At 59.9% G+C, this 26837-nt stretch carries 24 protein-coding genes; 8 read left to right on the top strand and 16 right to left on the bottom strand.

Going from position 1 to position 26837, the window contains the following annotated elements; translation table 11 throughout:
* Positions 1 to 159 precede the first annotated feature (159 nt).
* The 3 genes from AC07ZE_RS20090 to AC07ZE_RS20080 are packed head-to-tail and all read right to left on the bottom strand — an operon-like array spanning position 160 to position 5827.
* Positions 160 to 717, bottom strand: coding sequence for a lysozyme inhibitor LprI family protein (locus tag AC07ZE_RS20090; protein WP_207266350.1), 558 nt, complete (start codon positions 715 to 717; stop codon positions 160 to 162).
* Complete coding sequence (locus AC07ZE_RS20085) at positions 699 to 3392, bottom strand: pesticin C-terminus-like muramidase (protein WP_207266349.1); 2694 nt, start codon at positions 3390 to 3392, stop codon at positions 699 to 701. Before AC07ZE_RS20085 ends, AC07ZE_RS20090 begins: the two co-directional genes overlap by 19 nt.
* Positions 3393 to 3445: 53 nt before the next feature.
* Positions 3446 to 5827 carry a type VI secretion system Vgr family protein gene (locus AC07ZE_RS20080; RefSeq protein WP_259331983.1) on the bottom strand — a complete coding sequence of 794 codons (2382 nt, stop codon included), beginning with the start codon at positions 5825 to 5827 and terminating at the stop codon, positions 3446 to 3448.
* Positions 5828 to 6198: 371 nt separating this feature from the next.
* On the opposite strand from AC07ZE_RS20080, the gene AC07ZE_RS20075 reads away from it, so the two are divergent.
* The 3 genes from AC07ZE_RS20075 to AC07ZE_RS20065 all read left to right on the top strand — a co-directional run bounded on the left by AC07ZE_RS20075 (position 6199) and on the right by AC07ZE_RS20065 (position 8718).
* A complete protein-coding gene (locus tag AC07ZE_RS20075) occupies positions 6199 to 6549 on the top strand; it encodes a hypothetical protein (protein ID WP_207266347.1) in 351 nt (116 codons plus the stop codon).
* A 192-nt stretch (positions 6550 to 6741) separates the two neighbouring features.
* Entirely contained in the window at positions 6742 to 7161 is a 420-nt protein-coding gene (locus AC07ZE_RS20070; protein ID WP_095192876.1) for a PAS domain-containing protein, read from the top strand.
* A 6-nt stretch (positions 7162 to 7167) separates the two neighbouring features.
* On the top strand, positions 7168 to 8718 hold the full coding sequence (locus AC07ZE_RS20065; protein ID WP_207266346.1) for a diflavin oxidoreductase: 1551 nt from the start codon (positions 7168 to 7170) through the stop codon (positions 8716 to 8718).
* 231 nt (positions 8719 to 8949) lie between these two features.
* Here AC07ZE_RS20065 and AC07ZE_RS20060 read toward each other — a convergent pair whose 3' ends face one another.
* On the bottom strand, positions 8950 to 9363 hold the full coding sequence (locus AC07ZE_RS20060; RefSeq protein WP_207266345.1) for an ester cyclase: 414 nt from the start codon (positions 9361 to 9363) through the stop codon (positions 8950 to 8952).
* Positions 9364 to 9472: 109 nt separating this feature from the next.
* On the opposite strand from AC07ZE_RS20060, the gene AC07ZE_RS20055 reads away from it, so the two are divergent.
* Positions 9473 to 10351, top strand: a complete 879-nt coding sequence (locus AC07ZE_RS20055; protein ID WP_207266344.1) for a LysR substrate-binding domain-containing protein — start codon at positions 9473 to 9475, stop codon at positions 10349 to 10351.
* An 89-nt stretch (positions 10352 to 10440) separates the two neighbouring features.
* On the opposite strand, the gene AC07ZE_RS20050 is transcribed toward AC07ZE_RS20055, so the two are convergent.
* Both AC07ZE_RS20050 and AC07ZE_RS20045 read right to left on the bottom strand, forming a co-directional pair.
* Complete coding sequence (locus tag AC07ZE_RS20050) at positions 10441 to 11622, bottom strand: acetyl-CoA C-acyltransferase family protein (RefSeq protein ID WP_207266343.1); 1182 nt, start codon at positions 11620 to 11622, stop codon at positions 10441 to 10443.
* A complete protein-coding gene (locus AC07ZE_RS20045; protein ID WP_207267857.1) occupies positions 11619 to 12401 on the bottom strand; it encodes an enoyl-CoA hydratase in 783 nt (260 codons plus the stop codon). The genes AC07ZE_RS20050 and AC07ZE_RS20045 overlap by 4 nt, the downstream gene beginning before the upstream one ends.
* A gap of 217 nt (positions 12402 to 12618) precedes the next feature.
* Here AC07ZE_RS20045 and AC07ZE_RS20040 point away from each other — a divergent pair, with 217 nt between their 5' ends.
* From AC07ZE_RS20040 to AC07ZE_RS20030, 3 genes are read left to right on the top strand one after another with little or no spacing between them, the layout of a single operon-like run.
* Positions 12619 to 13725 (top strand): polyamine ABC transporter substrate-binding protein, encoded by a 1107-nt coding sequence (locus AC07ZE_RS20040; RefSeq protein ID WP_207266342.1) that lies wholly within the window; start codon positions 12619 to 12621, stop codon positions 13723 to 13725.
* A 30-nt stretch (positions 13726 to 13755) separates the two neighbouring features.
* Positions 13756 to 15174 (top strand): aminotransferase, encoded by a 1419-nt coding sequence (locus AC07ZE_RS20035; RefSeq protein WP_207266341.1) that lies wholly within the window; start codon positions 13756 to 13758, stop codon positions 15172 to 15174.
* Positions 15171 to 16079 (top strand): helix-turn-helix transcriptional regulator, encoded by a 909-nt coding sequence (locus tag AC07ZE_RS20030; protein ID WP_207266340.1) that lies wholly within the window; start codon positions 15171 to 15173, stop codon positions 16077 to 16079. The genes AC07ZE_RS20035 and AC07ZE_RS20030 overlap by 4 nt, the downstream gene beginning before the upstream one ends.
* 68 nt (positions 16080 to 16147) lie before the next feature.
* On the opposite strand, the gene AC07ZE_RS20025 is transcribed toward AC07ZE_RS20030, so the two are convergent.
* The 10 genes from AC07ZE_RS20025 to paaA form a co-directional block, all read right to left on the bottom strand.
* Positions 16148 to 16462 carry a hypothetical protein gene (locus AC07ZE_RS20025; protein WP_207266339.1) on the bottom strand — a complete coding sequence of 105 codons (315 nt, stop codon included), beginning with the start codon at positions 16460 to 16462 and terminating at the stop codon, positions 16148 to 16150.
* 529 nt (positions 16463 to 16991) lie between these two features.
* Positions 16992 to 19061 carry a phenylacetic acid degradation bifunctional protein PaaZ gene (paaZ, locus tag AC07ZE_RS20020; protein ID WP_207266338.1) on the bottom strand — a complete coding sequence of 690 codons (2070 nt, stop codon included), beginning with the start codon at positions 19059 to 19061 and terminating at the stop codon, positions 16992 to 16994.
* A gap of 58 nt (positions 19062 to 19119) precedes the next feature.
* Positions 19120 to 20373: an OprD family porin gene (locus AC07ZE_RS20015; RefSeq protein WP_207266337.1), complete on the bottom strand. Its 1254-nt coding sequence runs from the start codon at positions 20371 to 20373 to the stop codon at positions 19120 to 19122.
* A 34-nt stretch (positions 20374 to 20407) separates the two neighbouring features.
* Positions 20408 to 22054: a cation acetate symporter gene (locus tag AC07ZE_RS20010; RefSeq protein WP_207266336.1), complete on the bottom strand. Its 1647-nt coding sequence runs from the start codon at positions 22052 to 22054 to the stop codon at positions 20408 to 20410.
* A complete protein-coding gene (locus AC07ZE_RS20005) occupies positions 22051 to 22359 on the bottom strand; it encodes a DUF485 domain-containing protein (RefSeq protein WP_207266335.1) in 309 nt (102 codons plus the stop codon). The genes AC07ZE_RS20010 and AC07ZE_RS20005 overlap by 4 nt, the downstream gene beginning before the upstream one ends.
* Positions 22360 to 22528: 169 nt before the next feature.
* Complete coding sequence (gene paaE / locus AC07ZE_RS20000; RefSeq protein WP_207266334.1) at positions 22529 to 23605, bottom strand: 1,2-phenylacetyl-CoA epoxidase subunit PaaE; 1077 nt, start codon at positions 23603 to 23605, stop codon at positions 22529 to 22531.
* Positions 23606 to 23636: 31 nt separating this feature from the next.
* Positions 23637 to 24170, bottom strand: coding sequence for a 1,2-phenylacetyl-CoA epoxidase subunit PaaD (gene paaD / locus AC07ZE_RS19995; RefSeq protein ID WP_137808246.1), 534 nt, complete (start codon positions 24168 to 24170; stop codon positions 23637 to 23639).
* Entirely contained in the window at positions 24157 to 24918 is a 762-nt protein-coding gene (gene paaC / locus AC07ZE_RS19990; RefSeq protein WP_207266333.1) for a 1,2-phenylacetyl-CoA epoxidase subunit PaaC, read from the bottom strand. Before paaC ends, paaD begins: the two co-directional genes overlap by 14 nt.
* Before the next feature lie 8 nt (positions 24919 to 24926).
* Positions 24927 to 25208 carry a 1,2-phenylacetyl-CoA epoxidase subunit PaaB gene (gene paaB / locus AC07ZE_RS19985; protein WP_007943393.1) on the bottom strand — a complete coding sequence of 94 codons (282 nt, stop codon included), beginning with the start codon at positions 25206 to 25208 and terminating at the stop codon, positions 24927 to 24929.
* Between the two features lie 28 nt (positions 25209 to 25236).
* On the bottom strand, positions 25237 to 26226 hold the full coding sequence (gene paaA, locus AC07ZE_RS19980; RefSeq protein ID WP_207266332.1) for a 1,2-phenylacetyl-CoA epoxidase subunit PaaA: 990 nt from the start codon (positions 26224 to 26226) through the stop codon (positions 25237 to 25239).
* A gap of 180 nt (positions 26227 to 26406) precedes the next feature.
* On the opposite strand from paaA, the gene AC07ZE_RS19975 reads away from it, so the two are divergent.
* Complete coding sequence (locus AC07ZE_RS19975) at positions 26407 to 26634, top strand: hypothetical protein (protein WP_207266331.1); 228 nt, start codon at positions 26407 to 26409, stop codon at positions 26632 to 26634.
* Positions 26635 to 26837: the final 203 nt, after the last annotated feature.

Genomic DNA, 26837 nt, shown 5'->3' with positions numbered 1-26837 from the left:
GTGCAAGTTGGTCAGTACGGTTGATATATCTGCGTCAGTCCTGCGCTTTTTCACTGAGCACACCCGTGACGTTGAACAGTAGGAAAGACTCAATTGTAGGTCCTCGTCGCAGAAAGCTTCCAGATGCAGCTGTTGATGTGGAGGGAGCAATCTGAATACTTAGAAGCCTTCCCAATTATTTAAAATTAATCTTATCTTACAATAATCAATATTTTCACCCGCCAGCTTCCTCATCATCCCGCAATGATTTTCTGAATACAAATTCCAAGACTCGGACTGAGGCTGCCTTGCTACTATCCTGGCCAGTAAAGAACTGCCAGTTTCACTGCCGAACTCCTTAGATATAAAGTCAACTACTCCATGCGCAACCCCAACCCCGATTTTTCGCTCAATAAGATATAGTTCTTGAGTGCGCTGATCGGCCAACGAACTCTCGCAACCCAAAGAGTCTAGTGAGTTTAGAGAGCCGCAAATGTCACGCCTGTATTCAATCCACGAAGTCTCCGCAGACTTTAAGCTTTCCTTGAAATGCCCAGAAAGGCTCGACATTGATTTTTTGTATTGGCTATTTAAAGCGGCTTCCGCCCGCTCATGATTTGATGCAGTGCATGCCTCTAAGTTATTCAGCTCACAAGTGTTGGAAGCCAAACAAATTTGGATTTCAAAAAGAAGTGCGGTCGCACACAAGGTCATATATTTTATTTCCAGCAATTGCATATTAGACCCCTTCTAAAATACTCAGCTTCTTCCAGTCGACGAATTCCCACGCCTCTATTAGAATCGCTAGTCCAATATTTTTGCATTGCTTCAAGTCGAGAGGGAATCAAGTGTATATTTTGATTATCAAAGTCATCTCTAATTTGTCGCATTTCTAAACGAGACACTTGGCCTTCTAGATCCACTAAGCTTCGCCCCCTGTTGATAACAAGAGAAAGCAATGCGCCTTGACAGTGAGGGTGAAGCTCCAAAGCTTTTGGGTATGCAATTACTACATCATTCGCATAGCGCTTCTTCATGATCACTGCAAGTTTCGTTGCGCTTTCTTTATCTATAGATATATTGACGACAGAGCCAAGAGCTTGCCGAGCTTCATTTCCTTTTTTACCCACTACAGATACAAGCCTTTGAATATCGGTTTGACTATAAAAGTTTGATAAGTCAGCTCGCACTTGAGTAACTGTTTGTTGCCCTAAATCGTATCCATAGCCGACGGTCACTCCACTGGATCCTGCAGGAACGTAGGGGTACTTTTCATATCCCTCCTTGTTCAAAATGAACTGAAATGATTCTTTGGAAACAACAAAAACCCCAAGTGAAGTATTCATTTCATAGGAGTCAACAATGCATTCCTTCGGACATCCTGAATTAAAGCATCCCACCAATCCAATCGGATGAAAGTGAAAAACCTTCCCCTCTTTCGGCAATCCGATTTTCCCCGCTACTTCCCCCCACCAACTCAACTGCTTGATCCGCTGCTTCTCCGCCACCCAGTTCAAAATCGGCGCCGAATTGGTATGCCCCAACACCTCGTCCAGTGCATCCCACTTGCGCTGTCGGTAATTCCATTCGCTTTCGCTGAGAATCACCAAGTGCGCCAGTGACTGCGCCAGTGCGGGCACCCGCAACGCCGCTTGCAATTCCTCAGCAGTCATTTTCCCGTCGCGGTTTCGGTCGATGATTTCGTACAGGCGATTCTGCAGTTTCCCGTTGTCCCACTTTTCTGCCCGGTCTCGCAGGCGGGCCTTCGACTCTTCACCGAGCACGCCCGTGACACTGAACAGATAGGACAGGCTCAACTGGGGCAGGGCGTAGTTGTAGAGGACGTCGTGACCCTCCCAAGACCAGGGACTGACCCATGGCGTGACACCCACCTCCTCACGTACCCAACCGTCCAGCGGATTGCCGTCCGCGCCATGAAGCAGGCCATCGAGACGGTACCAGTTGTAGGTTCTGCCGCTGGTCCCGGTAGGCAGTTGGATTTTTCGCTCGGTCGGCAGTCTGTCGAGCAGGCTCTTGGGCAGCAGCAGGTCGGCATCGCAGCAGGGATTGTCGCTGCGCCAGATGGGCAAAAGGTTGGCGCTGATCTGATCTTGATGCGCTGCCACGGGCGTGCCCTTGGCCAGCTTCAGCCAGGTCTTGTCCTTGTCCGGCAGGCGCTGGGCCCAGGCGCGACTGGCGGTGAAGAAGGCTTCCACATCGTCATCGCTAAAGACCTCCAGATGCAGTTTTCGCTGCGGCACAGTTTCGTCGGACTCCTGATACGGGCCGAGATGTCCGATCAGTTCGCCGGCCTTGATGGGGATGGGTTCGTCGAGCACCACCACATTCCCGCCCGTATCGGCCGCTCGTTCACCTTGCAATGAAGCGGTCAGAACGTATTGGCTGATGCGTTCCAGTTTGCGGTACTCACCCTCACCACTGATGGTGATTTCCGTTCCATGCCTCAATTGGAGCAACTCGTCACCGCTGAGATTGGGACTGGCGCGAACACGCAGCCGGTCCCCGGAGAAACTCACGCGATACGTTGCGCCGCCGACAGGCTCCAGATAGCGGAAGGCGACATAGCCCTGTAAAGAACCATCCTTATTGAGCAGTGAAGCCGGGCCTCGCATATGTTCCAGCTTGCGGTACTTGCCTTCACCACTGACCACCACCGGTGTGTCGGGCGGCAGCAGGTCTAGAAAATAACCATCCTTATCCGGTCGTGTGAGCGTCTTTAACCCTCTGGGCACCGAGGTGCCTGGACGAGAGTTGGAGACATCCTTCCTGACCCGCAGATTGCGTTCGGGCCAGAACGCGGGACGTTGTAGCGCTGTGTCTGCTTCGTAGCGAGCCCAATCTTCCAGATGCATGTACAGGCTGAAGAAGGTCAGGCTTGGCGGTTCATCGTTGTTGCCGTTAATTTTCGGGGCTTGCAGGTGATGCCGCGCTAGCACGAATCCGGCAGCAAACGGAGCTTCGAGGGTGCCTCCCGCTTCCGGGTAGAAGGTGCTGAGCGGTGTGCGCTCGGGGACGCGGTAGGCCACGACCTCGCCATCGGCCAGACAACGGACCTGAGAATGCGCTTCGGTTTCTGCGATACCGGAGTCGAAATGCACGCCGCCATGCCACATGCCGTTACGACCCAACGGGTAGTAACCGGCTTGGGCGTTGGCCAGTTGGGTCAGCTGCTGCAACGGGTTGGCGCGGTCGCCGAAGGGGTGACTCCAGTTCTTTAGCGGTGGCGTTGAGGGTGCAGGTCGCGGAGGTGGCGAGAGTATGCGCATGCCGAGTGTCGGTGTAGCAGGACTCGACTGTATTTCGGGTGTCGGGGGTGGTAGCGCGGCGCGCAGTATACGCTCGCGTCGGAAGCCAATTTCGTCCTTGATCACCTCAAAAATGTAGCCAAGCATGGTTATCCACTCCTTGTGATGACGCCAAAGTTGTACTACTCGCTGTGCCTTGTTTAGCCGGAGATTTTGGTCGGGGACCAACGCTTGGTCGCGTAGTCGTTCAGTGGCGGCAGCTCAATTAATTTCACCGGCTGGATGGCTTTCATCTCTGTGTACAGATAGTCCACCGCCTTGACCTTGTAATCCCCTGCCGTGCCCGCCTCGATACCGCACTGCTCCAGGCTGAAGTAGCTGCCACCGCCATTGAGGGTGATTTTTTTCTTGGCGGTGATGCGGATTTCGTCCTCGGTGCTGGTGATGTCCAGGCCATGCCGGGCAAACAGTTCCAGCTTGTCGTTCTGCGCCTGAATCTGCACCGGCCCCTGATTGGCGATCAGCTTGATTCCCAGCTTGCGCACGAACAGGCTCAGGCCTTGCCCCACGCCGATGAACAGGCGCTTGACCACGCTGATATCGGCCTCGGCCCCGGCGTTGAGCATCAGGTTGTTCTGCGCTGCCAGTTGCAGGTGATTACCGCTGGTGAGGGCGATGCCCTGCGGCGCGCTGAGCAGCAACACCGAGGCCTTGAGCTGTTCCAGTTCCTGACGCAGCAGTCGCAGTTGCGCGGGCACGTCCGCCGGGTCGGCGTTGGCCGCCTGGGCGTCGACCGAGAGTTTTTGCAGTTGTTCGCCGGCTTGCTGCAGGCGCTCGACGGCGGCGTTCATGTCCAATGCTTGACCTTGGGCCTTGGCCTGGCCGTCGGCGCTGATGAACAGACCCTTGCCCCCGCGAATGCTCCCCCAAGCATCCGTCCTCAGCTCAAAGCCTTCCCCGCGTTTCTGCTTTTCGGCATCGACCAGATGCCCCAGATTCAACTGACTCTTGCCGCCGTACTCGGTACTGAGCTTGACGTGCTCCTGCCCGCGCCGGTCTTCCATGCGCAACTTGTTGTTGGCCGGGGTGCGCAGCACGTTGCGGGTGTAGTCGCGTTTGGCCAGGGTCACGTGGTCCGGGTGTTCGCTGTCGTGCAGGGCGTGGGCGATGTAGGGGCGGTCGGGGTCGCCCTGTTCGAAGGCGATGGCCACTTCGGTGCCGGCGATCAGCGGCAGGTGCAGGCCATGGGTGTCGCCGGCGTAAGGACGCGCGAGGCGTAGCCACAGGCTTTCGCGGCCCAGCGGCCAGGTATCGCGGTCGAACAGGAAGTTGACCCGGTAGCGACCTTCCTTGTTGATGTCGGCGTAGAGGTCGTGGGCCTGTGAGCTGCTGACCCGGGCCGGGATGGTGCCAGCCATGTGGGGCTTGGGCAGCAATGGCGGGCGAAAGCAGATGGTCTCGGCGTAGGGGATGGCTTCAAAGCGGCATTCGAAGCTGGCATCGCGGGCGGCGCGGGTGGTGAGGTGGGTGATCACCGCGCGGGGGGCGAAGGCCTGGGGTGCGCCACCGCTGATGCGCAGGACCTGACCCGGCGCCAGGGTGGCGCTGCTGCTGGTGCCGCTCAGCAGGGTCTGGTGGTTGAGGTAACGCTCGTGGCGCAGGCGGGCGTAGAAGTAGCCGCTTTCGCTTTGCAGGTCCTCGTCCTGCAGATAGCGATCGCCGAGCTCGGTGTAGGGTTCGGCGTAGTGGTAGGCCTCGCCGTAGGTGGTTTTCGCGCCCCGGGTCTGGTCGACGTCGCTCTGCAGCCAGGCCTTGGCGTGACGCGGGTCGTAGGCGCGCAGGTGGAGGTTTTTTTCCACGACCCGATGGCTCGATTGCAGCTGCCAGACGCCGTCTTCATCGCTGCTGAGCCCGGCGGGCGGGCGCAACGGCAGTTCGACGTCGAACTGGTAACCGCGCTGGTCATCGCAGAATTCCACGACGTCGATATTCAGGCGCTGGTCGCTGGTGAACCGATACCAGATGCCCACTTCGGCCAACAATCGGGCGATGAAGGCCAGGTCGCTTTCGCCGAATTGCATCACCTGTTCGCGCTTGGGGTAGTCGCGCACCAGCCGGAACAGAAAGTCGTGGCCCTCGAATTCGTGGCGGCTGCGCAGGACGTGTTCGACGATCTGCGGCACCGACTGATGCTGGTAGAGGCGGTATTGCCGACCGCGCTCGAGCAGGGCCAGGCGTGGTTGCAGGGTCAGTTCGTAGCGCGCTTCGTCGACGGAGGCGGACAGCCGTTTGAAAGCGGTGATCACGCCGTTCAGGGTGCGTAGCGGTTTGATTTCAGGGAGGGGCAGGCCTTTGATGACCGGGGGCTGTTTGGCCGCGTACAGGCTGAAACGGGCGGCCTGGCCGAGCAGGTGTTCGGCGGCGATGTCCTGTTCGGGGCTGGTGAATTCCACCGTGTAGGTGAAGGGTTGGCTGAGGCGTTCCTGGCCGTGGAAGGCGAGGACGTCGAGGGGAGCCTCGAGGTTGCGGACCCAGAGTTTGTGGCGGCTGTGGTCGAAGAAGACGGGCAGTGTGGTGTTCAAATTTGGAGCTCCCTGGGGTGTACGGGGAGGCTTCATTTCCATCCCTCGTTCAAGCACTCGACAGCTTTCAAGAAGCGGACGCATGTTGAAAACAGGAAGTTTCTGAGTTGCGTGTAGGATGCATCCGGGTATTGCTGGACCTCTGTTGCCCTTGTCAGCGAGCAATGTCTGACCGCGATGAACGTTCCAAGACGAAGGTCGTTTTGATCTTTTGATAGTGGGTCTTTATGACTTCAAGGTTGTCATAAAGACAATTATTGTTGTTGTCTTAATGACTTTATATTTTCATAAGTCTTTGAATATATGTAGGTTAAGTTTTGGCACGTTTCGTGGAGTGATAGGAGGAAACGCAACCAAAGCAGGAAATCTCCATGTCCCGCTCCATCCCCTTCAGCTTCACGCTCTGCCTGTTGTTTTCCCCCCTGTGCATGGCCGATCAAGTCGTCCGCGAAGTGCCGGATACCACCGCCGGCAAAGGCTACGGTGCCCTGACCGGCATGATGGTCGGTGCCGTCGGCGGGCCAATCGGCGCACTGGTCGGCGCTGGCGCCGGGTTCTTTGCCGGCAGCTCGGTCCAGGAAGCCGCCGGCCTCACGGAAACCGCTTACGAGGTGAAGGACGCCCAGGGCGAAATCAGTACCGTGCGCTCGCCCAATGCCCACTTCGAGCCCGGTCAACAAGTGACTCGCAAAGGTCCGCGCCTGGTGCCTCAGGACAGCTGAAGCTGTCGCTGCTTTTGAAGCAAACCACGAACTCCTTTTTAGGATCCGCTCATGGGTCGGGTCCTCTTTTTTCTCAGCACCGCCATCAGTTAATCGACTGATTTATAACGATTAAAAAATAAATGCCCGAGCCGTGCGTTGGCCAGATTTGAATTCGCTGGAAAAACTTTCAATCAATCGAGGGGCAACACAATGCAAGCCATCAACGCCAAAGTCTTGAGCGCACTGGAAAACGTCATGGTGATTTCCACCACGGACCTGCAAGGCAACATCACCTACGTCAACGACCTGTTCTGCAAGCTCACCGGTTACAACAAAGAGGAATTGCTGGGCCAACCCCACAGTGTGGTTCGTCATCCTTCCGTGCCCAAGAGCACGTACAAGCAGATGTGGGACACCATCAAAAAAGGCGAAATCTGGACTGGCGTGATCCCTAACGTCGGCAAGGGCGGTGGCCTGTACGTGGTCGACACCACCGTACAACCGCTGTTCGATGAGCAGGGCAATATCGTCGAATACATCAGCATCCGCCGGGTGATCAACGACCTGATGAGTGACTTCGAAGCACTGGAGTTTTCCAAGGAGCAATTCGACGAACACTACGACAGGTAAACAGCCATGCCAGAGTTAATCGAACGCATCGTGATCGGTTATGGCTCTGAGTCCGGCAATGCTCATGGGCTGACGCAGCGCTTGTTGCGTCTGCCCTGTGTGCAGCCGTATGAATTGGCCGTGCAGGATCTCAATTCCCTGAAGCTCGACACACTGACCGCGCGGGATCTGTTGATTATTGTTTGCAGCTCCTTCGGTGACGGCGAACCGCCGGGCAATGCCGATCGCTTCCTGGATCAACTGATTGCACATGAAAAACTGATCGACCAGCCCTATGCGATCTTCGGCCTGGGCGATACGGCTTACCCGACGTTCTGCGGCTTTACCAAAAGCCTGGACGCCACACTGCTGCAAAAACAGGCCAAACCCTGGATCAATCGGGTGGACGCGGACACCGACTTCGACGGTTTTTTTGATGTCTGGTGCGCCACCCTGGAAGCGGTACTCAAGGGCGATCGGCGCGCCGGCAGCACGTTGAACCTGCAAGTCACCGCCTACGGTGAAAACGCGGCGTGGCCCGCGCGGGTGATCTCGCGCACCCGGCTTAACGCCACGGCGCCTCATGCCTGGCAGATTCGCCTCGACATCGAAGGCAGCGGTATCAAGTACCGTGCTGGCGACAACCTCTATGTCTTGGCGCAAAACGATCCGCGACTGCTGGCGCAGATAGGTCAATGGTTCGATCGCGAGGATGCTCGCACGCTGTTGGCGAGCAAGGAGCTGCGACAACTGGGCAAATCGCTGTTGCGCGACATCGCCCGGGTCAGCGGGCACGACACCTTGAAAACCCTGTTGAAGGTCAGCAACCGCAAGGAGCTGGAGGCTTATCTGTACGGCAGGGACGTACTCGACGTGCTGAGTGATTTTTGCGAGCCCGCGCACTTGAGCCTGGAAGACTTGGCCGAATGGTTGCCCGACTGTCTGCCGCGAGCGTATTCCATTGCCTCCCACGACAACCCCGGCTACGTCGACCTGTGCATTCGCGAAATTGCCTATGAAATGGCCGGCCGCTCGCGCAGCGGTGTCGCGACCGGCCATCTTGCCGGGCTGCACCCCGAGGTCCGGGTATTTGCCCGCAGCAACCCGCGCTTTCACCTGCCGCGGCAGGTCGAACACCCGGTCGTCCTGATTGGCACCGGGACCGGCATCGCCCCGTTGATCGCCCTGCTGGAGCAGATCGAGCAACAAAACAGCCCCGTGCAAACCTGCCTGATCTTCGGCGACCGCCGCCGGGCATCGGATTTCCTCTACCAGTCACGCCTGGAAAACTGGCAAATCAAGGGCGTGCTGGATGAGGTGATCACGGCGTTCTCCCGGGACGCCGACACGCGCTACTACGTGCAGGACGCCATGTTCGAACACGGCGCCTACCTGTGGGCATTGCTCGGCCAGGGCGCGCATCTGTACCTGTGTGGCAACAAAAGCAATCTGGAACGAGCCATCGAACAGGCGTTGCTGAACATTGCCATGAGCTTTGGCCAACTCGGTGAGGACGACGCGCAGGCCTTTGTCGCCGATCTGTCTGCCAGCAATCGCGTGCATAAAGAACTCTATTGAAGCTTTCCCGTTTTGGCGGGCGGACGAGCCGCAACTCGTCTGCCCGTCTTTTTTTCAGGGTGCCCGCAACAACGTCGATGGCAGCAGGCAGCTGCGGATGTCCATGACGATTTCCGGCGGCCTTGCGCCATGGGCCGGGGTCAGGACATGCAGGAGCAGCACGATGACGGCCATCCGGTGCGTGAGAAATTTTGACGCGTAAAAGGGCAAGTTATCAAACACGAGGGGCATTCACAGGCCGATCAGGTCGCGGTGCACTTCCAGGGAATTGCGTTCAACCCAGTTGTGCTGTAGCAGCCCGTCGGGACGCACTTCCCAGACAGCCGTACCGAGCATTTCAAAAGGCGTCAGGCAGGCGCGTCCACCAACAAACCCTTTGTTCTTGCCGCAAAGTTTCCAGCGTGACGCGACACGTGTGCCTTCGGCGTTCTGAAAGGTTTCGATGGCGTCGAACCGGAAGTCTTCGATCTTCGACAGGAAGGCGCCGATCCATTCGATGAACTGTTCGCGGCCTGTGATTTCGACGCCGCCTGAGGTGATGACGAAGTCTTCGGCGACGAACCTGGCAGCGGCTTGCGGATCGCGGGCTTGCCAGACTTCGCGCCAGAAGCGCTCGACGATTTCAACGGCATGGTTGGCTGACATGGTGTTGCTCCTCTGACTGAAAAACGCTGGTGTAGAGGATGTTCGAGTTTTGCCATCTAGAAGTCGAACGCATAATGTTTATGGCATTCAGTTGAGAGGCAAATACATCATGCAATCCGGCGATCTTGAAATCGATTTGCTCCGCGCGTTTATCGCGGTGGCGGAGACCGGCAGTTTCACCGCCGCGGCCGAGGTGATAGCCCGTTCACAATCGGCGGTGAGCCAGAAGATCATCCGCCTGGAGGAAATGCTTGGCATGCGGGTGTTCGAGCGCACCAGTCGCACCCTGACATTGACGGCGGATGGCGAGCGGGTGCTGGTCGGCGCACGAAAAATGCTGCTGCACTTTGATGAATTCATGCGCGGGATCAAGACACCGGTGACGGTCAACACCCTGCGCCTGGGTATCTCCGAAAACCTGGTGCCGACGCAATTGCCCATGCTCCTGTCGCGCTTCAACAAGCTGTATCCCGACCTGGAACTGGAGCTGACCACCGGTCTGAGCAATGACCTGCTGGCCGATCATGAAGCCGGGCTTCTGGATGTGGTCATCGCCAAGCGCAAGATGAGCGGGAGCGCGCAACGGGGGCGGGTGATCTGGCGTGAGCCGTTGGTGTGGATGGCGGCCAAGGATTACCAGATCGAAGCGGCGCGCCCCTTGCGCCTGGTGCTGATGCGACCACCCTGCGGTTACCGCGCGATCATGGTCGAGGCACTGGCTTCGGTGCACAGGGAGTGGTCGTCGACGTGCCTGGCCAGCAACCTTGGCGGGGTTCAGGCGGCGGTGGCTGCCGGGCTTGGGGTGACGGCCCTTGGCACGTCGTTTTTGCAGGAAGGCATGCGGATTATCGAACCGTCGCAGAAGCTGCCGACCTTGCCATCCACGGAGGTTGCGGTGATCGGTGACGAGCCGCGGACGCAGCATTTGGTGCAGCCGTTGGTGGCGTTGTTGACTGAGGGATTGATGGCGGGGGCGGGGCTGACCTGAGCCGCTATTACCTATTCAGGGCAAATACCTGTGGCGAGCGAGCAAGCTCTCTCGCCACAGGTTAGCCGTTTGGTAGATGAGCCGTGCTATCAAGCCCGCTCAAAAATCGCCGCAATCCCCTGGCCACCACCAATGCACATGGTCACCAGCGCATAACGCCCGTTGGTGCGATGCAGTTCGTGGATAGCCTTGGTGGCAATGATCGCGCCGGTCGCGCCCACCGGGTGACCCAGGGCGATGCCCGAGCCGTTCGGGTTGACCTTGGCCGGATCGAGGTCGAGTTCCTGGCTGACTGCACAAGCCTGCGCGGCGAAGGCGATGTTGGCTTCGATCACGTCCATGTCGGCGACGGTCAGGCCGGCACGCTTGAGCGCGATGCGCGTGGCCGGGACCGGACCCAGGCCCATCAGTTCCGGTTCAAGACCGGCATGGGCGTAGCTGACCAGGCGGGCCAGCGGGCGCAGGTTGTTGACCTGAACCGCGGCACCGGTCGCCATGACCAGGGCCGCCGCGCCGTCGTTGAGACCGGAGGCGTTGCCGGCAGTGACCGAGCCGTCCTTCTTGAACGCCGGTTTCATTTGCGCCAGCTGTTCCAGGGAGGTGGCGCGAGGGTGTTCATCGACGTTGAACAGCTTGGTGCCTTTGCGATCCTGGATTTCAACCGTGGCGATCTGCTCGGCGAAGTAGCCATTGGCGATGGCATGGGCCGCGCGTTTCTGGTCTTCGAAGGCCAGGGCGTCCTGCATCTCGCGGGTGATGCCATTGCGCGCGGCAACGTTCTCGGCGGTGATGCCCATGTGAAAGTTCTGGAACGGGTCATGCAGGATGCCAAGCATGTAGTCGACGGCCTGGACATTGCCCATGCGCGAGCCCCAGCGGGCCGATGGCAGCAGGTACGGGCCGCGGCTCATGGATTCGGCACCGGCACCGATGGCGATTTCGGCATCGCCCAGCAACAGTGTCTGCGCCGCACTGATGATGGCTTGCAGGCCGGAACCGCACAGGCGGTTGACGTTGTAGGCCGGGGTTTCCTTCGGGATGCCGGCATTCATGGCGGCAACGCGGGCGATGTAGGCGTCGCGGCATTCAGTGGGGATCACGTTGCCCATCACCAGATGGCCGACGAGGGTCGGGTCCACGGCGGCGCGTTCCAGGGCAGCCTTGACGGCCGTGGTTGCCAGGTCGGCCAGGGGCACATCCTTGAGCGAACCGCCAAACGTGCCGATGGCGGTACGGGCGGCGCTGACGACGTAGATTTCGGGAGTGTTCATGGCTGGTTTCCTTTCGGTGGATTCTTATCTGTACTGCGATTGAGCAGGGCGTTCAAGGCTGTTTTGGCCTCATCGGTGTTCAGGCGCTGGATGAACAGCAGGTTTTCTTCACGCAGGGTGGCTTGCAGTTCGGCCATGCCGGCCTGCTTCATCAGTTGCCGGGATTGACGTAGGGCTTGCTGGGGCAATACCAACAAGCGCTGGGCGATCTGTTGGGCGGCCGCCAGGCATTGCGCGCCATCGTCGAAGGCTTCATTGGCCAGTCCCCAGGCCACCGCCTCGGCGCCATTGAGGCTTTCGCCCAAAAGCAGCAGGCGTGCGGCGCGGACTTGGCCGAGCAGGCGCGGCAACAGCAGGCTGGCGCCGAACTCGGGGCACAGGCCCAGATTGACGAACGGCATGCGCAGCTTGGCGTTGCGGGTCACCAGCACCTGATCGCAATGCAGCAGCAAAGTCGTGCCGATGCCGATGGCCGCACCACACACCGCTGCGATCAGCGGTTTTTGCAAATGGGTCACGGCGCGCATCAGGCGGAAGGCCGGGCTGTCCAGGTGAGTCGGCGGCTCTTGCAGAAAGTCCACCAGGTCGTTGCCGCTGGTAAAGCCATTCGGGCCACCGGTCAGGATCACCACGCGGACCGTCTCTTCCTCGTCGGCCGCGAACAGCAGGTCGGCCAGCCGCGTGTACATGGCGTTGGTCAGCGCATTGAGCTTGTCGGGACGATCAATGGTCAGCGTCAGCACGCCATCGTGGTGTTCTTGTTTGATCAGGTCGGTCATGGCTGGCGCCTGCAAAGTCGATTCGGCGGCCACTTTAAGCGGCAGGCAAACCCCGCAGCTATGACAAAACGGGTCAACCGGACTGATGTTTTTTGCCATGTATCCCGTCAACCCGGTCGACACACCCATTCGGGGTATGGTGCCGCCGGGCGAATCGCCCAATAGTAGGGTCATCCGCTCATCCAGAGCCGAACTCGCTTGATAAGGTGCATTTGCTATGGGCAAGACACTGCTTAAGGTGATTTCCAGTCTGTTTGTTGTTCCGCTGACCCTGCACGCTCACGCCGCCGAGGTGAACGACGGCAAAACGCTCAGGCTGTACAACTGGGCGGATTACATCGGTGAAAAAACCCTTGCGAATTTCGAGAGGGACACCGGGATCAAAGTCATCTACGACACCTTCGATGCCTACGAAACGGTGCAGGCCAAGCTGTTGACCGGCCACTCCGGCTACGACCTGATCGTCTTGAATGCCTCCCTCGCACCGCCGTTGATCCAGGCCAAGGTGTTCCAGCCGCTGGATAAAAAGCTGCTGCCGGGCTGGAGCAATCTGGACCCGAAAGTCTTGCAGGACTTGCAGGGCTTTGATCCTGGAGTTGCGTACTCGGCGCCCTACACCTGGGGCAGCAACGGGGTCACCTACAACGTCGACAAGATCAAGGAACGCATGCCGGACGCGCCGATCGGTTCGCTGGCGATGATTTTTGATCCGAAGATCGTCTCCAGGTTTGCCGACTGCGGCGTCACCCTGCTCGATGCGCCTACCGAAGTCATTCCCATGGCCCTCAAGTACCTCGGCCGCGACCCGCGCAGTGCCGCGCCGGCGGACCTGAAAGCCGCGCAGGCGCTGCTGCTGTCGGTGCGGCCGTACATCCGCAAGTTCGACTCGGTCAATTACCTGACCAGCCTGCCCAATGGTGACGTATGCATGGCCATGACCTGGTCCGGCGACTACGCCACCGCCATGGCCCGTGCCGAAGAGGCGAAGAAACAGATCAACCTGGCCTATTTCATTCCCAAGGAAGGCTCGCTGATCTGGTTCGACAACCTGTACATCCCGGCCGACGCGCCCCACGTGGCCAATGCCCACAAGTTTCTCGAGTACCTGATGCAGCCACAGGTGATGGCCGATGTGAGCGATTACATCAACTACGCCAACAGCAACGCGGCCGCAACGCCCCTGCTTGATGCCAGTGTGCGGGATAACCCGGCGATCTATCCCGATGACGCCGTGCGTCAACGGCTCTTCCCGCAGAAAACCCAGGACGCGAAAGACATGCGCGCCATGACGCGGGTCTGGAGCACGGTGAAGAGCGGGATTTGATCGTCTAAATGTTCAGTTCGAGGTTTCTGTATGGCGACTCCAATCAAGAAAGTGTTCTCGCAGGCTGAAGAAGCTGCACTGGTCAAGGCCGACAAGGCCCATCACATGCACGGCTATCATGTGTTCGATGAGCACAGTGAGCAGGGTTCGCTGAACATTGTGGCCGGCGACGGCGCGTACATTTACGACACTGAGGGCAATCGTTTCCTTGATGCTGTTGGCGGCATGTGGTGCACCAACATTGGCCTGGGCCGTGAGGAAATGGCCCTGGCCATCGCCGATCAGGTACGGCAACTGGCCTATTCGAACCCGTTTTCCGACATGTCGAACAACGTCGCCATCCAGCTGTGCGAAAAACTCGCCAGCCTGGCCCCCGGCGACCTTGACCATGTGTTCCTGACCACCGGCGGATCGACCGCCGTGGACACCGCGTACAGGCTGATCCAGTACTACCAGAACTGCCGTGGCAAGCCGGAAAAGAAGCACGTCATCGCCCGTTTCAACGCCTATCACGGCTCGACCACCCTGACCATGTCGATTGGCAACAAGGCCGCCGACCGCGTGCCGGAGTTTGATTATGCCAACCCGCTGATCCACCACGTGTCCAATCCCAATCCGTATCGCGCGCCGGATGGCATGGATGAGGCGCAGTTCCTCGAATTCCTGGTCAGGGAGTTCGAAGACAAAATCCTGTCGATTGGCGCGGACAATGTGGCCGGGTTCTTCGCCGAGCCAGTGATGGGCTCGGGCGGGGTGATCATTGCGCCCAAGGGCTACCTCAAGCGCATGTGGGAAGTCTGCCAGCGCTACGACATCCTGTTCGTCGCCGACGAGGTGGTCACTTCGTTCGGCCGGCTGGGCAAGTTCTTCGCGTCAAAAGATGTGTTCGACGTGCAGCCCGACATCATCACCACCGCCAAGGGCCTGACCTCTGCGTACCTGCCGCTGGGTGCGTGCATCTTTTCCGACCGTATCTGGAAGGTCATCGCCGAGCCGGGCCAGGGCCGCTGCTTCACCCACGGCTTCACCTACAGCGGCCATCCGGTGTGCTGCACGGCGGCGCTGAAAAACATCGAGATCATCGAACGGGAACACCTGCTGCCCCATGTCGACGACGTCGGCGGCTACCTGGAACAGCGTCTGGCCACGCTGCGGGAACTGCCACTGGTGGGCGATGTTCGCTGCTTGAAACTGATGGCGTGCGTGGAGTTCGTCGCCGACAAACGCACCAAGGCGTTGTTCGCCGACGAGATCAACATCGGCGAGAAAATCCATGTGCGTGCCCAGGCCAGAGGCTTGCTGGTGCGGCCGATCATGCACCTCAATGTGATGTCGCCGCCGCTGATCCTGACTTATGCACAGGTCGACGAAATCGTCGACACCCTGCGCGAGTGCATCCTGGAAGTGGCGGCCGAGCTTGAGGCGAGCGGCCAGTATTTCGGCCAATGACTTCATCCGTCAGGCTTTTACCAAGTTCGTGTTCACCCGCTATGCTGCGGGGCATGAGCAAACCAACTGACGATACGCTGATCGCTATGCCCTTCGGGGCATTGCATAAATGGCATGGGGGCATGCACGAGGCATTCGCCCATATCGATGAGCCCGACGCCCTGCAATACCTGGCGTCGGCGCTGGCGCAGCTGGTGTCCATCGAGTCGATGATGATCAGCCTGGAGCGCAAGGACCGTGCGCCCCAGCTGCTGTATCAGCGCGGCATCGCCCAGGAGTATCAGGTCTCGATACTCGAACGCTATTTTGCCGGGGGCTACTTGCTTGACCCGTTCTGCCTGGCGGTGGAGCAGGGGTTGGCGCAAGGCTTCTATCACCTGGAAGAAATCGCCCCGGACAACTTTTTCGACAGCGACTATTACAAGGCTTATTACCTGAACGCGGGCTGTTCGGAAGACAGCTACTACATCGTCGATACCGGCAATGAGACCAAGATTTCCGTCAGCCTCTATCAAGGTTTCGGCGGTGAATGCCTGCGAGTCGACCAACTGAACCTGCTGCGCGCCGTCGAACCGCTGGTGCGCGAATTCGTCAGCGAATTCAGCCGCCGTGGTCTGCTGCGCAATAGCGATATTCAGTGCAATCACGAGCAAGGCCTGCGTGACGACCTCAAGCACCGGGTGCAATTGGCGTTCGAGCATTTCGGCAGTGATCTGCTCACCGAACGGGAGCGGGAAGTGGCGCACATGGTGTTGCGGGGGCACTCGGTGAAATCCACGGCGAGCGAGATGAACATCTCCCCGGAAACCGTGCGCATGCACCGCAAGAATCTGTACCTCAAGCTGCAAGTGGGTTCGCAGTCGGAGTTGTTTGCGCTGTTTATCGAGTGGTTGCGCGGGCATTGATCGCCCGACACAACCGATAACCCTGTGGGAGCGAGCCCGCTCCCACAAGGGGGGTCCCGCAGGGCTGGTCAGCGCGCCCGCAACCGTCGCCCGACCACATCCAGCACATCACAGCCATCGCGCAACGGGATGGCGCAAAGCAATGAAAAGTCGCTGAGAATAAAGGATTCGCACTCGATCGAGCCGCGCATGGACAGGTTTTCCAGGACCTGGGTGACGGCGCGGATTCGGTAATTGGCGGCGTCCATCAGGATGTCGAGCGGTGCGTGGGTGTCGACGAAGAGGGTGGGCATGTCGGTGCAGTTGCCGGTCAACGCCATGAAGCGGTTGTCGGGGTGTGGGGTTGGTTTTTCGTAGGGGGGATCAGGATGAATGGTTTTCATGCTTTTGGACTCTAGAGAAGGGAAAAACGGAGCTACCAAAAGCCTTCCTACGGGCCAGGGTGGCAGCCATGTACGGGGTAGGAATATCGAGTCCCTAGCACCTCGACCACGCCTAAGCGTGCCCGTACATAGCCGCCGCAGCTGATAGTACGGACGCATTTGAGCGGCCGCAAACCAGGTAACTGGCGCCAACGTGGTACTAGGGAATCTCGAGGTTCCTACACCCCATCACTGAATTTCAGTGACCCCCAAAGACTATCGATTGAGCGCCTTCCAAACCAGTTCACGCAAATCGCCACAATTCGAAGGAAATCTCCGAAGACCTTGCCCGGAAATGTCCTAGGACCTGTGGAACTTACATCCGCAAAAAGAGGGGATTGAGTTGTGGGTCAGGCACAACGGGCATGACCGAAGCCTAGGAAAAACAGAAATGTCCTACACCAATAGTCGCCTGAATCACCTCAATCCCTGTGGGAGCGAGCCTGCTCGCGATGGGGCCATTACATCCGACAGCGATGCCGGATGAGGATCAGTCTTCGCGCTTCACTACCAGAGTCAGAATGTCATAACTGGCCACCAACTCTCCGAGTTGGTTGGTCACTTCCACATCCCACGCCACCACCCCTTGCGGGATGCCTTGCGGGCTCTTTTTGCCCTGGTCGATCTTGCGTTTGCAGGTCAGGCGGGCCTGGATGGTGTCGCCGATGCCCACCGGGTTGATGAAGCGCAGGGTGTCGAGGCCGTAGTTGGCGAGCACCGGCCCGACGCCAGGGGACACGAACAGGCCTGCCGCGGCCGACAGTACAAAGTAGCCGTGGGCGATGCGCTTGCCGAACTGTGATTCCTTGGCCGCGATGTCGTCGAAGTGCATGTAGAAGTGGTCGCCCGACAGGCAGCCGAAGTTCACCAGGTCCGCCTCGGTGACGGTGCGACGGTGGGTCAGCAGCGACTCGCCGATCTGCAGGTCCTGGAAGTAGCGACGGAACGGGTGCACCTCCGTTTCGATGACCTTGGCGCCGCGTACGTATTCGCCGGTAACCGCCGCGAGCATGGTCGGCGAACCTTGTACCGCCGCGCGTTGCAGGTAGTGCTTCACTGCGCGCAGGCCGCCAAGCTCTTCACCGCCGCCGGCACGACCCGGACCACCATGCTTGAGTTGTGGCAGCGGCGAGCCGTGACCGGTGGATTCGCCGGCGCAGTTGCGGTCCAGCACCAGCAGACGGCCGTGCAGTGCAGCGGCGACCGGTACGGCTTTGGCCGCGATTTGTGGGTCTTTGGTGACCAGGCTGGCCACCAGGCTGCCCTTGCCGCGTGCGGCCAGGGCCAGGGCTTCGTCCAGATCGTCGTACGCCATCAAGGTGCTGACCGGACCGAATGCTTCGATGTCGTGAGCACCGCCTTCAGCGTGCGGATCGCGGGCCTGCAACAGGGTCGGGGCGAAGAACGCGCCCTTGTCGACGTTCTCGCCACGGGGTTCGAAACCATCGCGGGCACCGAACAGCAGGTCGCTGCTCTGCAATAGCATTTCCAGGCGCTCGGCCACGTCTTTCTGCTGATCGTGGGACGCCAGCGAACCCATGCGCACGCCTTCCACCGACGGGTCGCCGACCACGACCTTGGCCAGACGATCGCGCAGGCGTGTGGCCACTGCATCGATGTGCTTGGCCGGGACGATGGCGCGGCGGATGGCGGTGCATTTCTGCCCGGCCTTGGTGGTCATCTCCCCGGCGACTTCCTTGATGAACAGCTCGAATTCTTCGTCATCCGGGGTGACATCCGGGGCAAGGATCGCGCAGTTCAGCGAGTCGGCTTCGGCGGTGAACGGCACCGAGTTGCGAATCAGGTTCGGGTTGACCCGCAGCTTGGCGGCGGTGTCGGCAGAGCCGGTGAAGGTCACCACGTCCTGGCCTTGCAGGCGATCAAGCAGGTCGCCGGTGCCGCCGATGATCAGCTGCAGACTGCCGGTCGGCAGCAGGCCGGATTCGTCCATCAGGCGCACCACGGCTTCGGTCAGGTAGCTGGTGGCGCTGGCGGGCTTGACGATGCATGGCATACCGGCGAGGAAGCTCGGGGCGAATTTTTCCAGCATGCCCCAGATCGGGAAGTTGAAGGCGTTGATGTGCACCGCCACGCCACCGCGTGGCACCAGGATGTGGGTGCCGGCGAAGGTGCCCATTTTGCTCAGTTGCAGCGCCGGGCCTTCGTGTACGACGTTGCCCGACGGCAGCTCGCGGGAACCGAGGCTGGCGTAGGTGAACAGCGTGCTGTTGCCGCCTTCGATGTCGATCCAGCTGTCGGCACGGGTCGCGCCGCTGTGGTGGGAAATCGCGTAGAGCTGTTCCTTGCGCTCGGCCAGGTACAGCGCCAGGGCTTTGAGGCGCTGGGCGCGTTGCTGGAAGTCCAGGGCCATCAGGCCGCTGACGCCTTGGCGGCGGCCGTGTTCGATGGCTTCGGCGAAGTCCGGGCGCTCTTCATGGGTGCGGAAGATTTCATGGCCGTCGATGGCGCTGCGCAGGATCTGCGCGCCTTGTTGGCCGATCCAGCGGCCGGCGATGAAACTTTGCAGGGTGGGGGCATGCAGTGCAGGTGAAGAGGACATCACGATTGCTCCTGGTTATGAGGGGTTGTGGCGCGACCGTGACCGCGCCCTTTCGGAATTACCAAAGCGCCAAGGTGTAACCGACGATCAGCCGGTTCTCATCGAGGGCGGTAGTCAAGCCATTGCCAGAACGGAAGGTCACGTTGCGCCAGCGCAGGCTGACGTTCTTGAACACACCGCTCTGGATGACGTAGCTGATATCGGTGTCGCGCTCCCATTCGCGACCGTTGTCGACGCTGCCCGCCTTGACGTGGCGGCCGTCGGTGTAGCGGGACATGAAGGTCAGGCCGGGAATGCCTTGCGCCGCGAAGTCATAGTCGTAACGCAGCTGCCAGGAATCCTCGTCGGCGCGGGTAAAGGTGTTGAAAGTCACCAGGTTGACCACGTACGGATCGCCGCCGTTGAGGAACGGAAACGCGCTGTCGCCGGACAATTGCTGGTAGGCGGCACTGACCTTGTGGGCACCGTGGGACACCGTGAACATGCCGTTGAAGTTACGGTTGTCGATGCGCCCGGCCTGCTCGGCGCCGTCGCCGCGGCTGTCGAAATAACGCAGGTCGCTGCGCAGGTTGAAGCCATTACCCAACGGTTGCGTATGCACCAGTCCGGCGAATTGCTGGCGATAGATCTGGTCGAGCTTGCTGTAGTAGTAGCTCACATTCAGTTGCGGGCTGAACGCGTAGCTGCCACCGCCGAAGTCGAAGTGATCGCTGGTGGCGGCACCGAAGCCGATGTCATCGTTGCTGGAGGAGTCCCGCAGGTTGGCCTTGGTCAGGCGTCCGGCATTCACTGTCAGGCCGTCGATTTCCTGGCTGGTCAGCAAGCCACCTTCAAAGGTCGAACCCAACAGGCGTGTGTCGTTGTAAGTCACCACTGGCAATAAGGGCTGCAGGGTGCCGAGTTTCAACACGCTTTTGGATACCCGCAATTTTCCGGTCAGGCCCAGCTCGCTGTACTCGTCGTCCGGCTCATGGCTCTGTGGGCCAAACGGCAGCAGCCCGGTGCCACGACGGTCGGGACTGGAGTCGAGCTTGATCCCCAGTTCGCCCAGTGCGTCGAGACCGAAACCGAAGGTGCCGTCGGTGAACCCGGACTCGATGCGCGCAGTGAATCCCTGAGCCCATTCTTCGGCCCGGGATTGCGGCGCGTTGTCCTGACGGAAGTCGCGGTTGATGTAGTGATTGCGCATATCAATGCGGGCCTTGCTGTCGCCGATGAAGTCGGCCATGGCGCTGGGGGTGATCATGGGCAGACTCAATGCGGCGGCCAGCGAAAACAGTGATTCACAAGACGTGGTACGTGCGGGTTTCATTATTTTTGTTCCCAGCCAACTGATCGGTCGTCGTTTAGTGTTTGCTGGCGCCGGTGGCACCGATGCCGGTCATTGAGCGGATGAACTGCGCCAGATAACGGCCACGCTCAAGGGCTGCTCGGGGCGAGGTGTCGGTGACGGAAAACAGCCATGCACTAAAGAACGCCAGGCTCATGGAAAACAGCGCCGGGTTGGAGTACGGGAACAGTGCCTTGTCGTGATGCATCACGTTGACCCACACCGCGGGGCTCAGCACCAGCAACACAATCGCCGAGACCAGTCCGGACAAACTGCCGAGGACAGCGCCACGGGTGGTCAGGCCTTTCCAGTACATCGAAAGGAACAGCACCGGGAAATTCACCGAGGCGGCGATGGCCAGCACCAGACCCGAGAGGAAGGCAATGTTCTGCGATTCGAACAGCAGGCCGAGGATGATCGCCAATACACCAATGCACAGCGTGGCGATTCGCGAGACGCGCATCTCTTGCTGTTCACTGGCCTGGCCCTTGCGCATCACGCAGGCATACAGGTCGTGGGATACCGCCGAGGCGCCGGACAGCGCGAGTCCGGCGACCACCGCCAGAATGGTGGCGAAGGCCACCGCCGAAATGAAGCCGAGAAACAGGTTGCCGCCGACCGCCTGAGCCAGGTGCACGGCGACCATGTTGCCGCCGCCGATGATCGCGCCAGTCGCGTCGCGGTATGACGGATCGGTGCCGACCATGACGATCGCGCCAAAGCCGACAATGATCAGCAGCAGGTAGAAGTAGCCGATGAAACCGGTGGCGTAGAACACGCTTTTACGCGCTTCCTTGGCATCGCTGACGGTGAAGAAACGCATCAGGATATGCGGCAGGCCGGCGGTGCCGAACATCATGCCCAGCCCCAGGGAAATCGCGTCGATCGGGTTCGACAGCAAGCCGCCGGGCGCCATGATCGCGGTGCCTTTGGCGTGTACCGCGGTGGCGCCGGCAAACATTGCTTCGGTGCTGAACCCGAAATGTTTGAGCACCATGAACGCCATGAAACTGGTGCCGAACAGCAACATCACTGCTTTGATGATCTGCACCCAAGTGGTGGCGAGCATGCCGCCGAAGGTCACGTAGAACACCATCAACACGCCGACCAGCATCACGGCGTAGAGGTAGTCGATGCCGAACAGCAATTCGATCAGCTTGCCGGCGCCGACCATCTGCGCCACCAGGTACATCAACGCCACAGTCAGGGTGCCGAAGGCCGAGGTCAGGCGCACCGGCGTCTGCTCCAGGCGATAAGAGACTACGTCGGCAAAGGTGTATTTGCCCAGATTGCGCAGGCGTTCGGCGATCAGGAACAGGATGATCGGCCAGCCGGCCAAAACGCCCAGGGCATAGAGCAAGCCGTCGTAGCCGTTGAGGAACATCATCGCGGAAATGCCCAGGAAGGACGCGGCCGAGATCATGTCGCCGGCAATCGCCAGGCCGTTCTGGAAGCCCGTCATGCCGCCGCCAGCGGTGTAGAAATCACTGGCCGACCGGGTACGCAATGCCGCCCAGCGCGTCACGCCGAGGGTGAACAGCACGAACACCAGGAACATGCCGATGGCGTTCCAGTTCAAGGGGCGGGCGGCGCCTTCGGCAGCCACCGCCAGGTCCGTCACCGCTGCCAGCGGCAGCAGGAACAACGCGAGAAGGCGGCTCATCGTGCGCACTCCTGCTTGAGTTTTTCATTCAGCGGGTCGATCACGTTGTTGGCGCGATAGACATAGAAACCGGTCAGCGCAAAGGCCAGCCCGACGATGACGACACCCACCAGCATGCCCACGGTGGTCACACCGCCGCTCAGGGACTGGCCGAGGGTGGAGGGGGAAAACGCCACCAGCAGTACGAAGCCGTAATAGATCACCAACATGGTCAGGCTCAGCGACCAGTACAGCTTCTGTTTGCGACGAACCAGCTGGATGAAATCCGGGTGTTGGCGGATGAGTTCTATGTCTTGAGGGCTCATGGTTGTTCTCTTGTTTTTGTTGTGGGATGAACAGTGAGTTGGTGGCAGCTATGGGTTAACTGTGGGAGCGAGCCTGCTCGCGAAGAGGCCATCAAATTCAACATTGATGTTGCTTGATGCTCAGTCTTCGCGAGCAGGCTCGCTCCCACAGGATTTGGCGGTGTGGGTTTCAGAGCTGGTCGAAATCCAGCACTACCTTGTCGCTGATCGGGAAGGCCTGGCACGACAACACGTATCCGGCAGCGACCTCGTAGTCTTCCAGAGCGTGGTTGCTGTCCATTTCCACTTCGCCTTCGATGACCTTGCATTTGCAGGTCGAGCACACGCCGGCCTTGCACGAGTAAGGCAGTTCGGCGCCCTGGGCATTACCGGCGTCGAGGATGCTCTGGCTGTTGCGCGAAAGGTCAAAGGCCAGGGCGCGGCCGTCGCTGATCACGGTGATCTGGCTGACCGCCGAATCCACCTGCCGCGCGGCCTCGCGGGCTTCGCGTTTTTGCTGGCTGCCGGCGGCGGCGAACAGTTCGAAGTGAATGCGTTCCGGTGCCATGCCCTTGGCCTTGAGACTGTCGAGCACGGTTTCGGTCATTTCCTGCGGCCCGCAGATGAAGGCAGCGTCGAGGGCTTTTACATCGAGCCAACGGCTGAACAATTGCTCGCATTTCTCGGCGTTGATCCGGCCGTTGTACAGGTCCACATCCTGCTGCTCGCGGCTGAACACGAAGATCAGGTTCAGGCGTTGCAGGTAGCGGTTCTTCAAGTCCTCAAGCTGCTCGCGAAACAGTGCGCCGGAGCTGGAGCGGTTGCCGTACAGCAGAGTGACGCGGCTGTGAGGCTCGGTTTGCAGGGTGGTCTTGATGATCGACAGGATCGGCGTGATGCCGCTGCCCGCCGCGACGGCCAGGTATTGGCCATGGCGAGCCGGATCAAGTTCGACGCTGAAATGCCCGGCGGGCGGCATCACTTCCAGACTGTGTCCGGCCTTCAGTTGCTCGTTGGCAAACGCGGAAAAACGGCCGCCGGCCACGCGCTTGACCGCGACCCGCAGTTCGCCGTCATTGACGCCGGTGCAGATCGAGTAGGAGCGGCGCACTTCTTCGCCGTCCAGCTGGGTGCGCATCACCAGGTGCTGACCCTGGGTGAAATGGAAACTGTCTTGCAGGTCCTGCGGAATCTCGAAGGCGATGGACACCGCGTCACGGGTCTCGGTGCGTACGTCCTTGATGGTCAGGCTGTGAAATTTGCTCATTGTTGTTCTCCAGCTGGACGGCCGACGCCGCTCAGATGCACTTGAAATAGTCGAACGGTTCCCGGCAATCGACGCAGCGGTACAGCGCCTTGCACGCGGTGGAGCCGAACTCGCTGAGCACCTCGGTGTGGGCGCTGCCGCATTGCGGACAGACGATCACCGGGCTTTCACCGAGCAGGCTGCGCTTGCTGGTGCTGCCTTCGGGCGGCGCGATGCCATAGGCACGCAGGCGTTCACGGCCGCTGTCGCTGATCCAGTCGGTGGTCCAGGCCGGGGTCAAGCGGCGCTCCAGATTCGGCGCGCGAAAACCGGCCTGCTCCAGCGCCTCACGGATATCGCCCTCGATCACTTCGGTGGCGGGGCAGCCGGAGTAGGTCGGGGTGACCACCACGTGCAAGTGCCCGGCCTGCCAGTCCAGATCGCGGACGATGCCCAGGTCCACCACGCTGACCACCGGCACTTCCGGGTCCATGACCTCGGCCAGGATCGCCCAGGCGGCAGCCAGGTCGGTCGGTTGTGCCGGCCGGGCGCCGAGGTCGCTGGCAATCAGCTCACCAGGTTGCATCGGGGTACGCTCGTGGCAGGAACTGCATCTCGGCCAGCAGAATGCCCAAATGCTCGGTGTGCAGGCCCTTGCGCGCATTCAGGTAGAAATAGCTGGGCGCAGCCGGAACGGGCAGGGTGGCGCTGGCGAAGATGTCGTTGACCTTGGCTTGCCATTGCGCCGCCACACTGGCGATGCCCGGCGTGACACCGGCTTCGCAAAGACGCTGTTCGCTGTCATCGGCGGCGATCAGTTCAACGGTGAAACGCCAGACCTCGGGGATCGCCGCGAGCATGCGTTTGTGGCTTTGCTCGGTGCCGTCGCCCAGACGCTCGACCCACTCGCCGGAGCGGCGCAGGTGATAGGTGACTTCCTTGACCGCTTTGGCGGCGATGCCGGCGATGCGCTCATCGCTGGACTGGCTCAGGCCCTGGAGGACTGGCAGGTGCCAGGCGTCATAGAGGAACTGCTTGAGGATGGTCACCGCGTAGTCGCCGTTGGGTTGTTCCACCAGCAGCAGGTTGCGATAGGCACGTTCGTCGCGGCGGAACGCCAGGTCATCGGCGTCGCGGCCGTCGTCCAGCAATTCGGCGGCGTAGTCCAGCCAGTTGCGGGCCTGGCCGACGAGGTCGAGTCCGACGTTCATCAGCGCCAGCTCTTCTTCCAGTGCCGGGGCCTTGCCGCACCACTGGCACAGGCGCTGGCCCTGGATCAGGGCGCTGTCGCCCAGGCGCAGCAAGTATTCGATCAGATCGGTCTTGTTATTCATGGTCGACCTCACATGTGCCCGACTTCGGCCGGCAGCTCGTAGAAGCTGGCATGGCGGTAAACCTTGTCGTCCGACGGGTCGAACAGCGGGTCTTTTTCATCCGGCGACGAGGCGGTGATCAGCGCCGATGGCACGACCCACAGGCTCACGCCTTCGCTGCGACGGGTGTACAGCTCACGCGCGTTCTCGATGGCCATGGTGGTGTCGGCGGCGTGCACGCTGCCGACGTGCTTGTGGTTGAGGCCGTGCTTGCTGCGCACGAAGACTTCGAAAAGGGTCCACTCGGACATTTCAGTTACTCCACATCAGGTGGCCGAATCAGGCGGCGTTCTTGTTTTGTTTTTTGCGGGCGTGGGCGACGGCGGCTTCGCGAACCCAGGCGCCGTCTTCAATCGCCTTGCGGCGGGTGGCGACGCGTTCCTGGTTGCACGGGCCATTGCCTTTGAGCACTTCGTAGAATTCGTCCCACTGGATTTCGCCGAAGTCGTAGTGGCCGCGTTCGGCGTTCCACTTCAGGTCCGGATCGGGGCAGGTGCAGCCCAGCAGCTCCAGCTGCGGGATGGTCTGGTCGATGAAGCGCTGGCGCAGTTCATCGTTGCTCTGGCGCTTGATCTTCCAGGCCATGGACTGAGCGCTGTTGGGCGAGTGTTCGTCGCTCGGGCCGAACATCATCAGCGACGGCCACCACAGGCGGTTGATTGCGTCCTGGACCATGTCTTTTTGCGCCTGAGTGCCGTGGCGCATCATGGTCAGGAGGATTTCGTAGCCCTGGCGCTGGTGAAAGCTCTCTTCCTTGCAGATGCGGATCATCGCCCGCGAGTAAGGGCCGTAGGAGGTGCGTTGCAATACGACCTGGTTAACGATTGCCGCACCGTCCACCAGCCAGCCCACCGCGCCCATGTCCGCCCAGTTCAGCGTCGGGTAATTGAAGATGCTCGAGTACTTGGCCTTGCCGCTGTGCAGCTTGTCGATTTCTTCATCGCGGTCGGCACCCAGGGTTTCCATGGCGCTGTACAGGTACAGACCGTGACCGGCCTCGTCCTGGATCTTGGCCATCAACTGCAGTTTGCGTTTGAGCGATGGTGCGCGGGTGACCCAGTTGCCTTCAGGCAGCATGCCGACGATTTCGGAGTGAGCGTGCTGGGAAATCTGCCGGATCAGGGTTTGCCGGTAGGCATCTGGCATCCAGTTCTTGGCTTCGATCTTGATTTCTGAATCGATTTTTTCCTGGAAAGCGCGCTCCTGTTCGGACATCTCCGACAGGTCTTTTATGCGTTTTACGCCTGTTTCTACTAGCTGTGCGTACATGGGGGTCTCCCGCCGTGAATCTGTTCGAGGGCATGGAGAACTTTATAAGCGATACAGAAATTAATATCAAACATAAAAAATCGTGTCGCATGTATTTTTGTATCGCTTCTGACGTATGGAAGGGCGGGTTGGGGTTCCGAGCTGGAACCGACACCGTTCAACTGGCGGATGGTGATGATCGTGACGGGATTGATCATCGCCGGGTTTGTCACCTTCGGGCTGGGGATGATTGCGGCGTTTGCCTATCTATGCTTCGCGTGCTTTCGGGGTTCCCGGCGCAAGAAACGGCTGATCAGCGAATTGAACGCCTTTCTTGGCAAGCTCAGCTCCTCGGCGGCCAATCCCGCGCAACCGCAGGCCAACCCGTTTGAAGCCATGCTGCAGGCAACGGGTATTGACCTGTCCTAACGCCAGGTTCAGATGATCTCGATGCAGTTTGAACTTCCCGTTCAGGTTGAAACCCCGACCCAGGTGCAGGCTCCCGCCGAGGCGGCAAGCGAGGGGCTGGACACCGAGGGTGTGCGCAGGGCGTTGTCGCGCAAAGGGTGATTTTGGTTGATCCCCTGCAGGAGCGAGCCTGCTTGCGATGAGCCACAGATCGCTGCGCGGGG

This window comes from Pseudomonas sp. GW101-3H06 (assembly GCF_059424605.1).
This window is presented reverse-complemented; position numbering and strand designations above follow the sequence as displayed.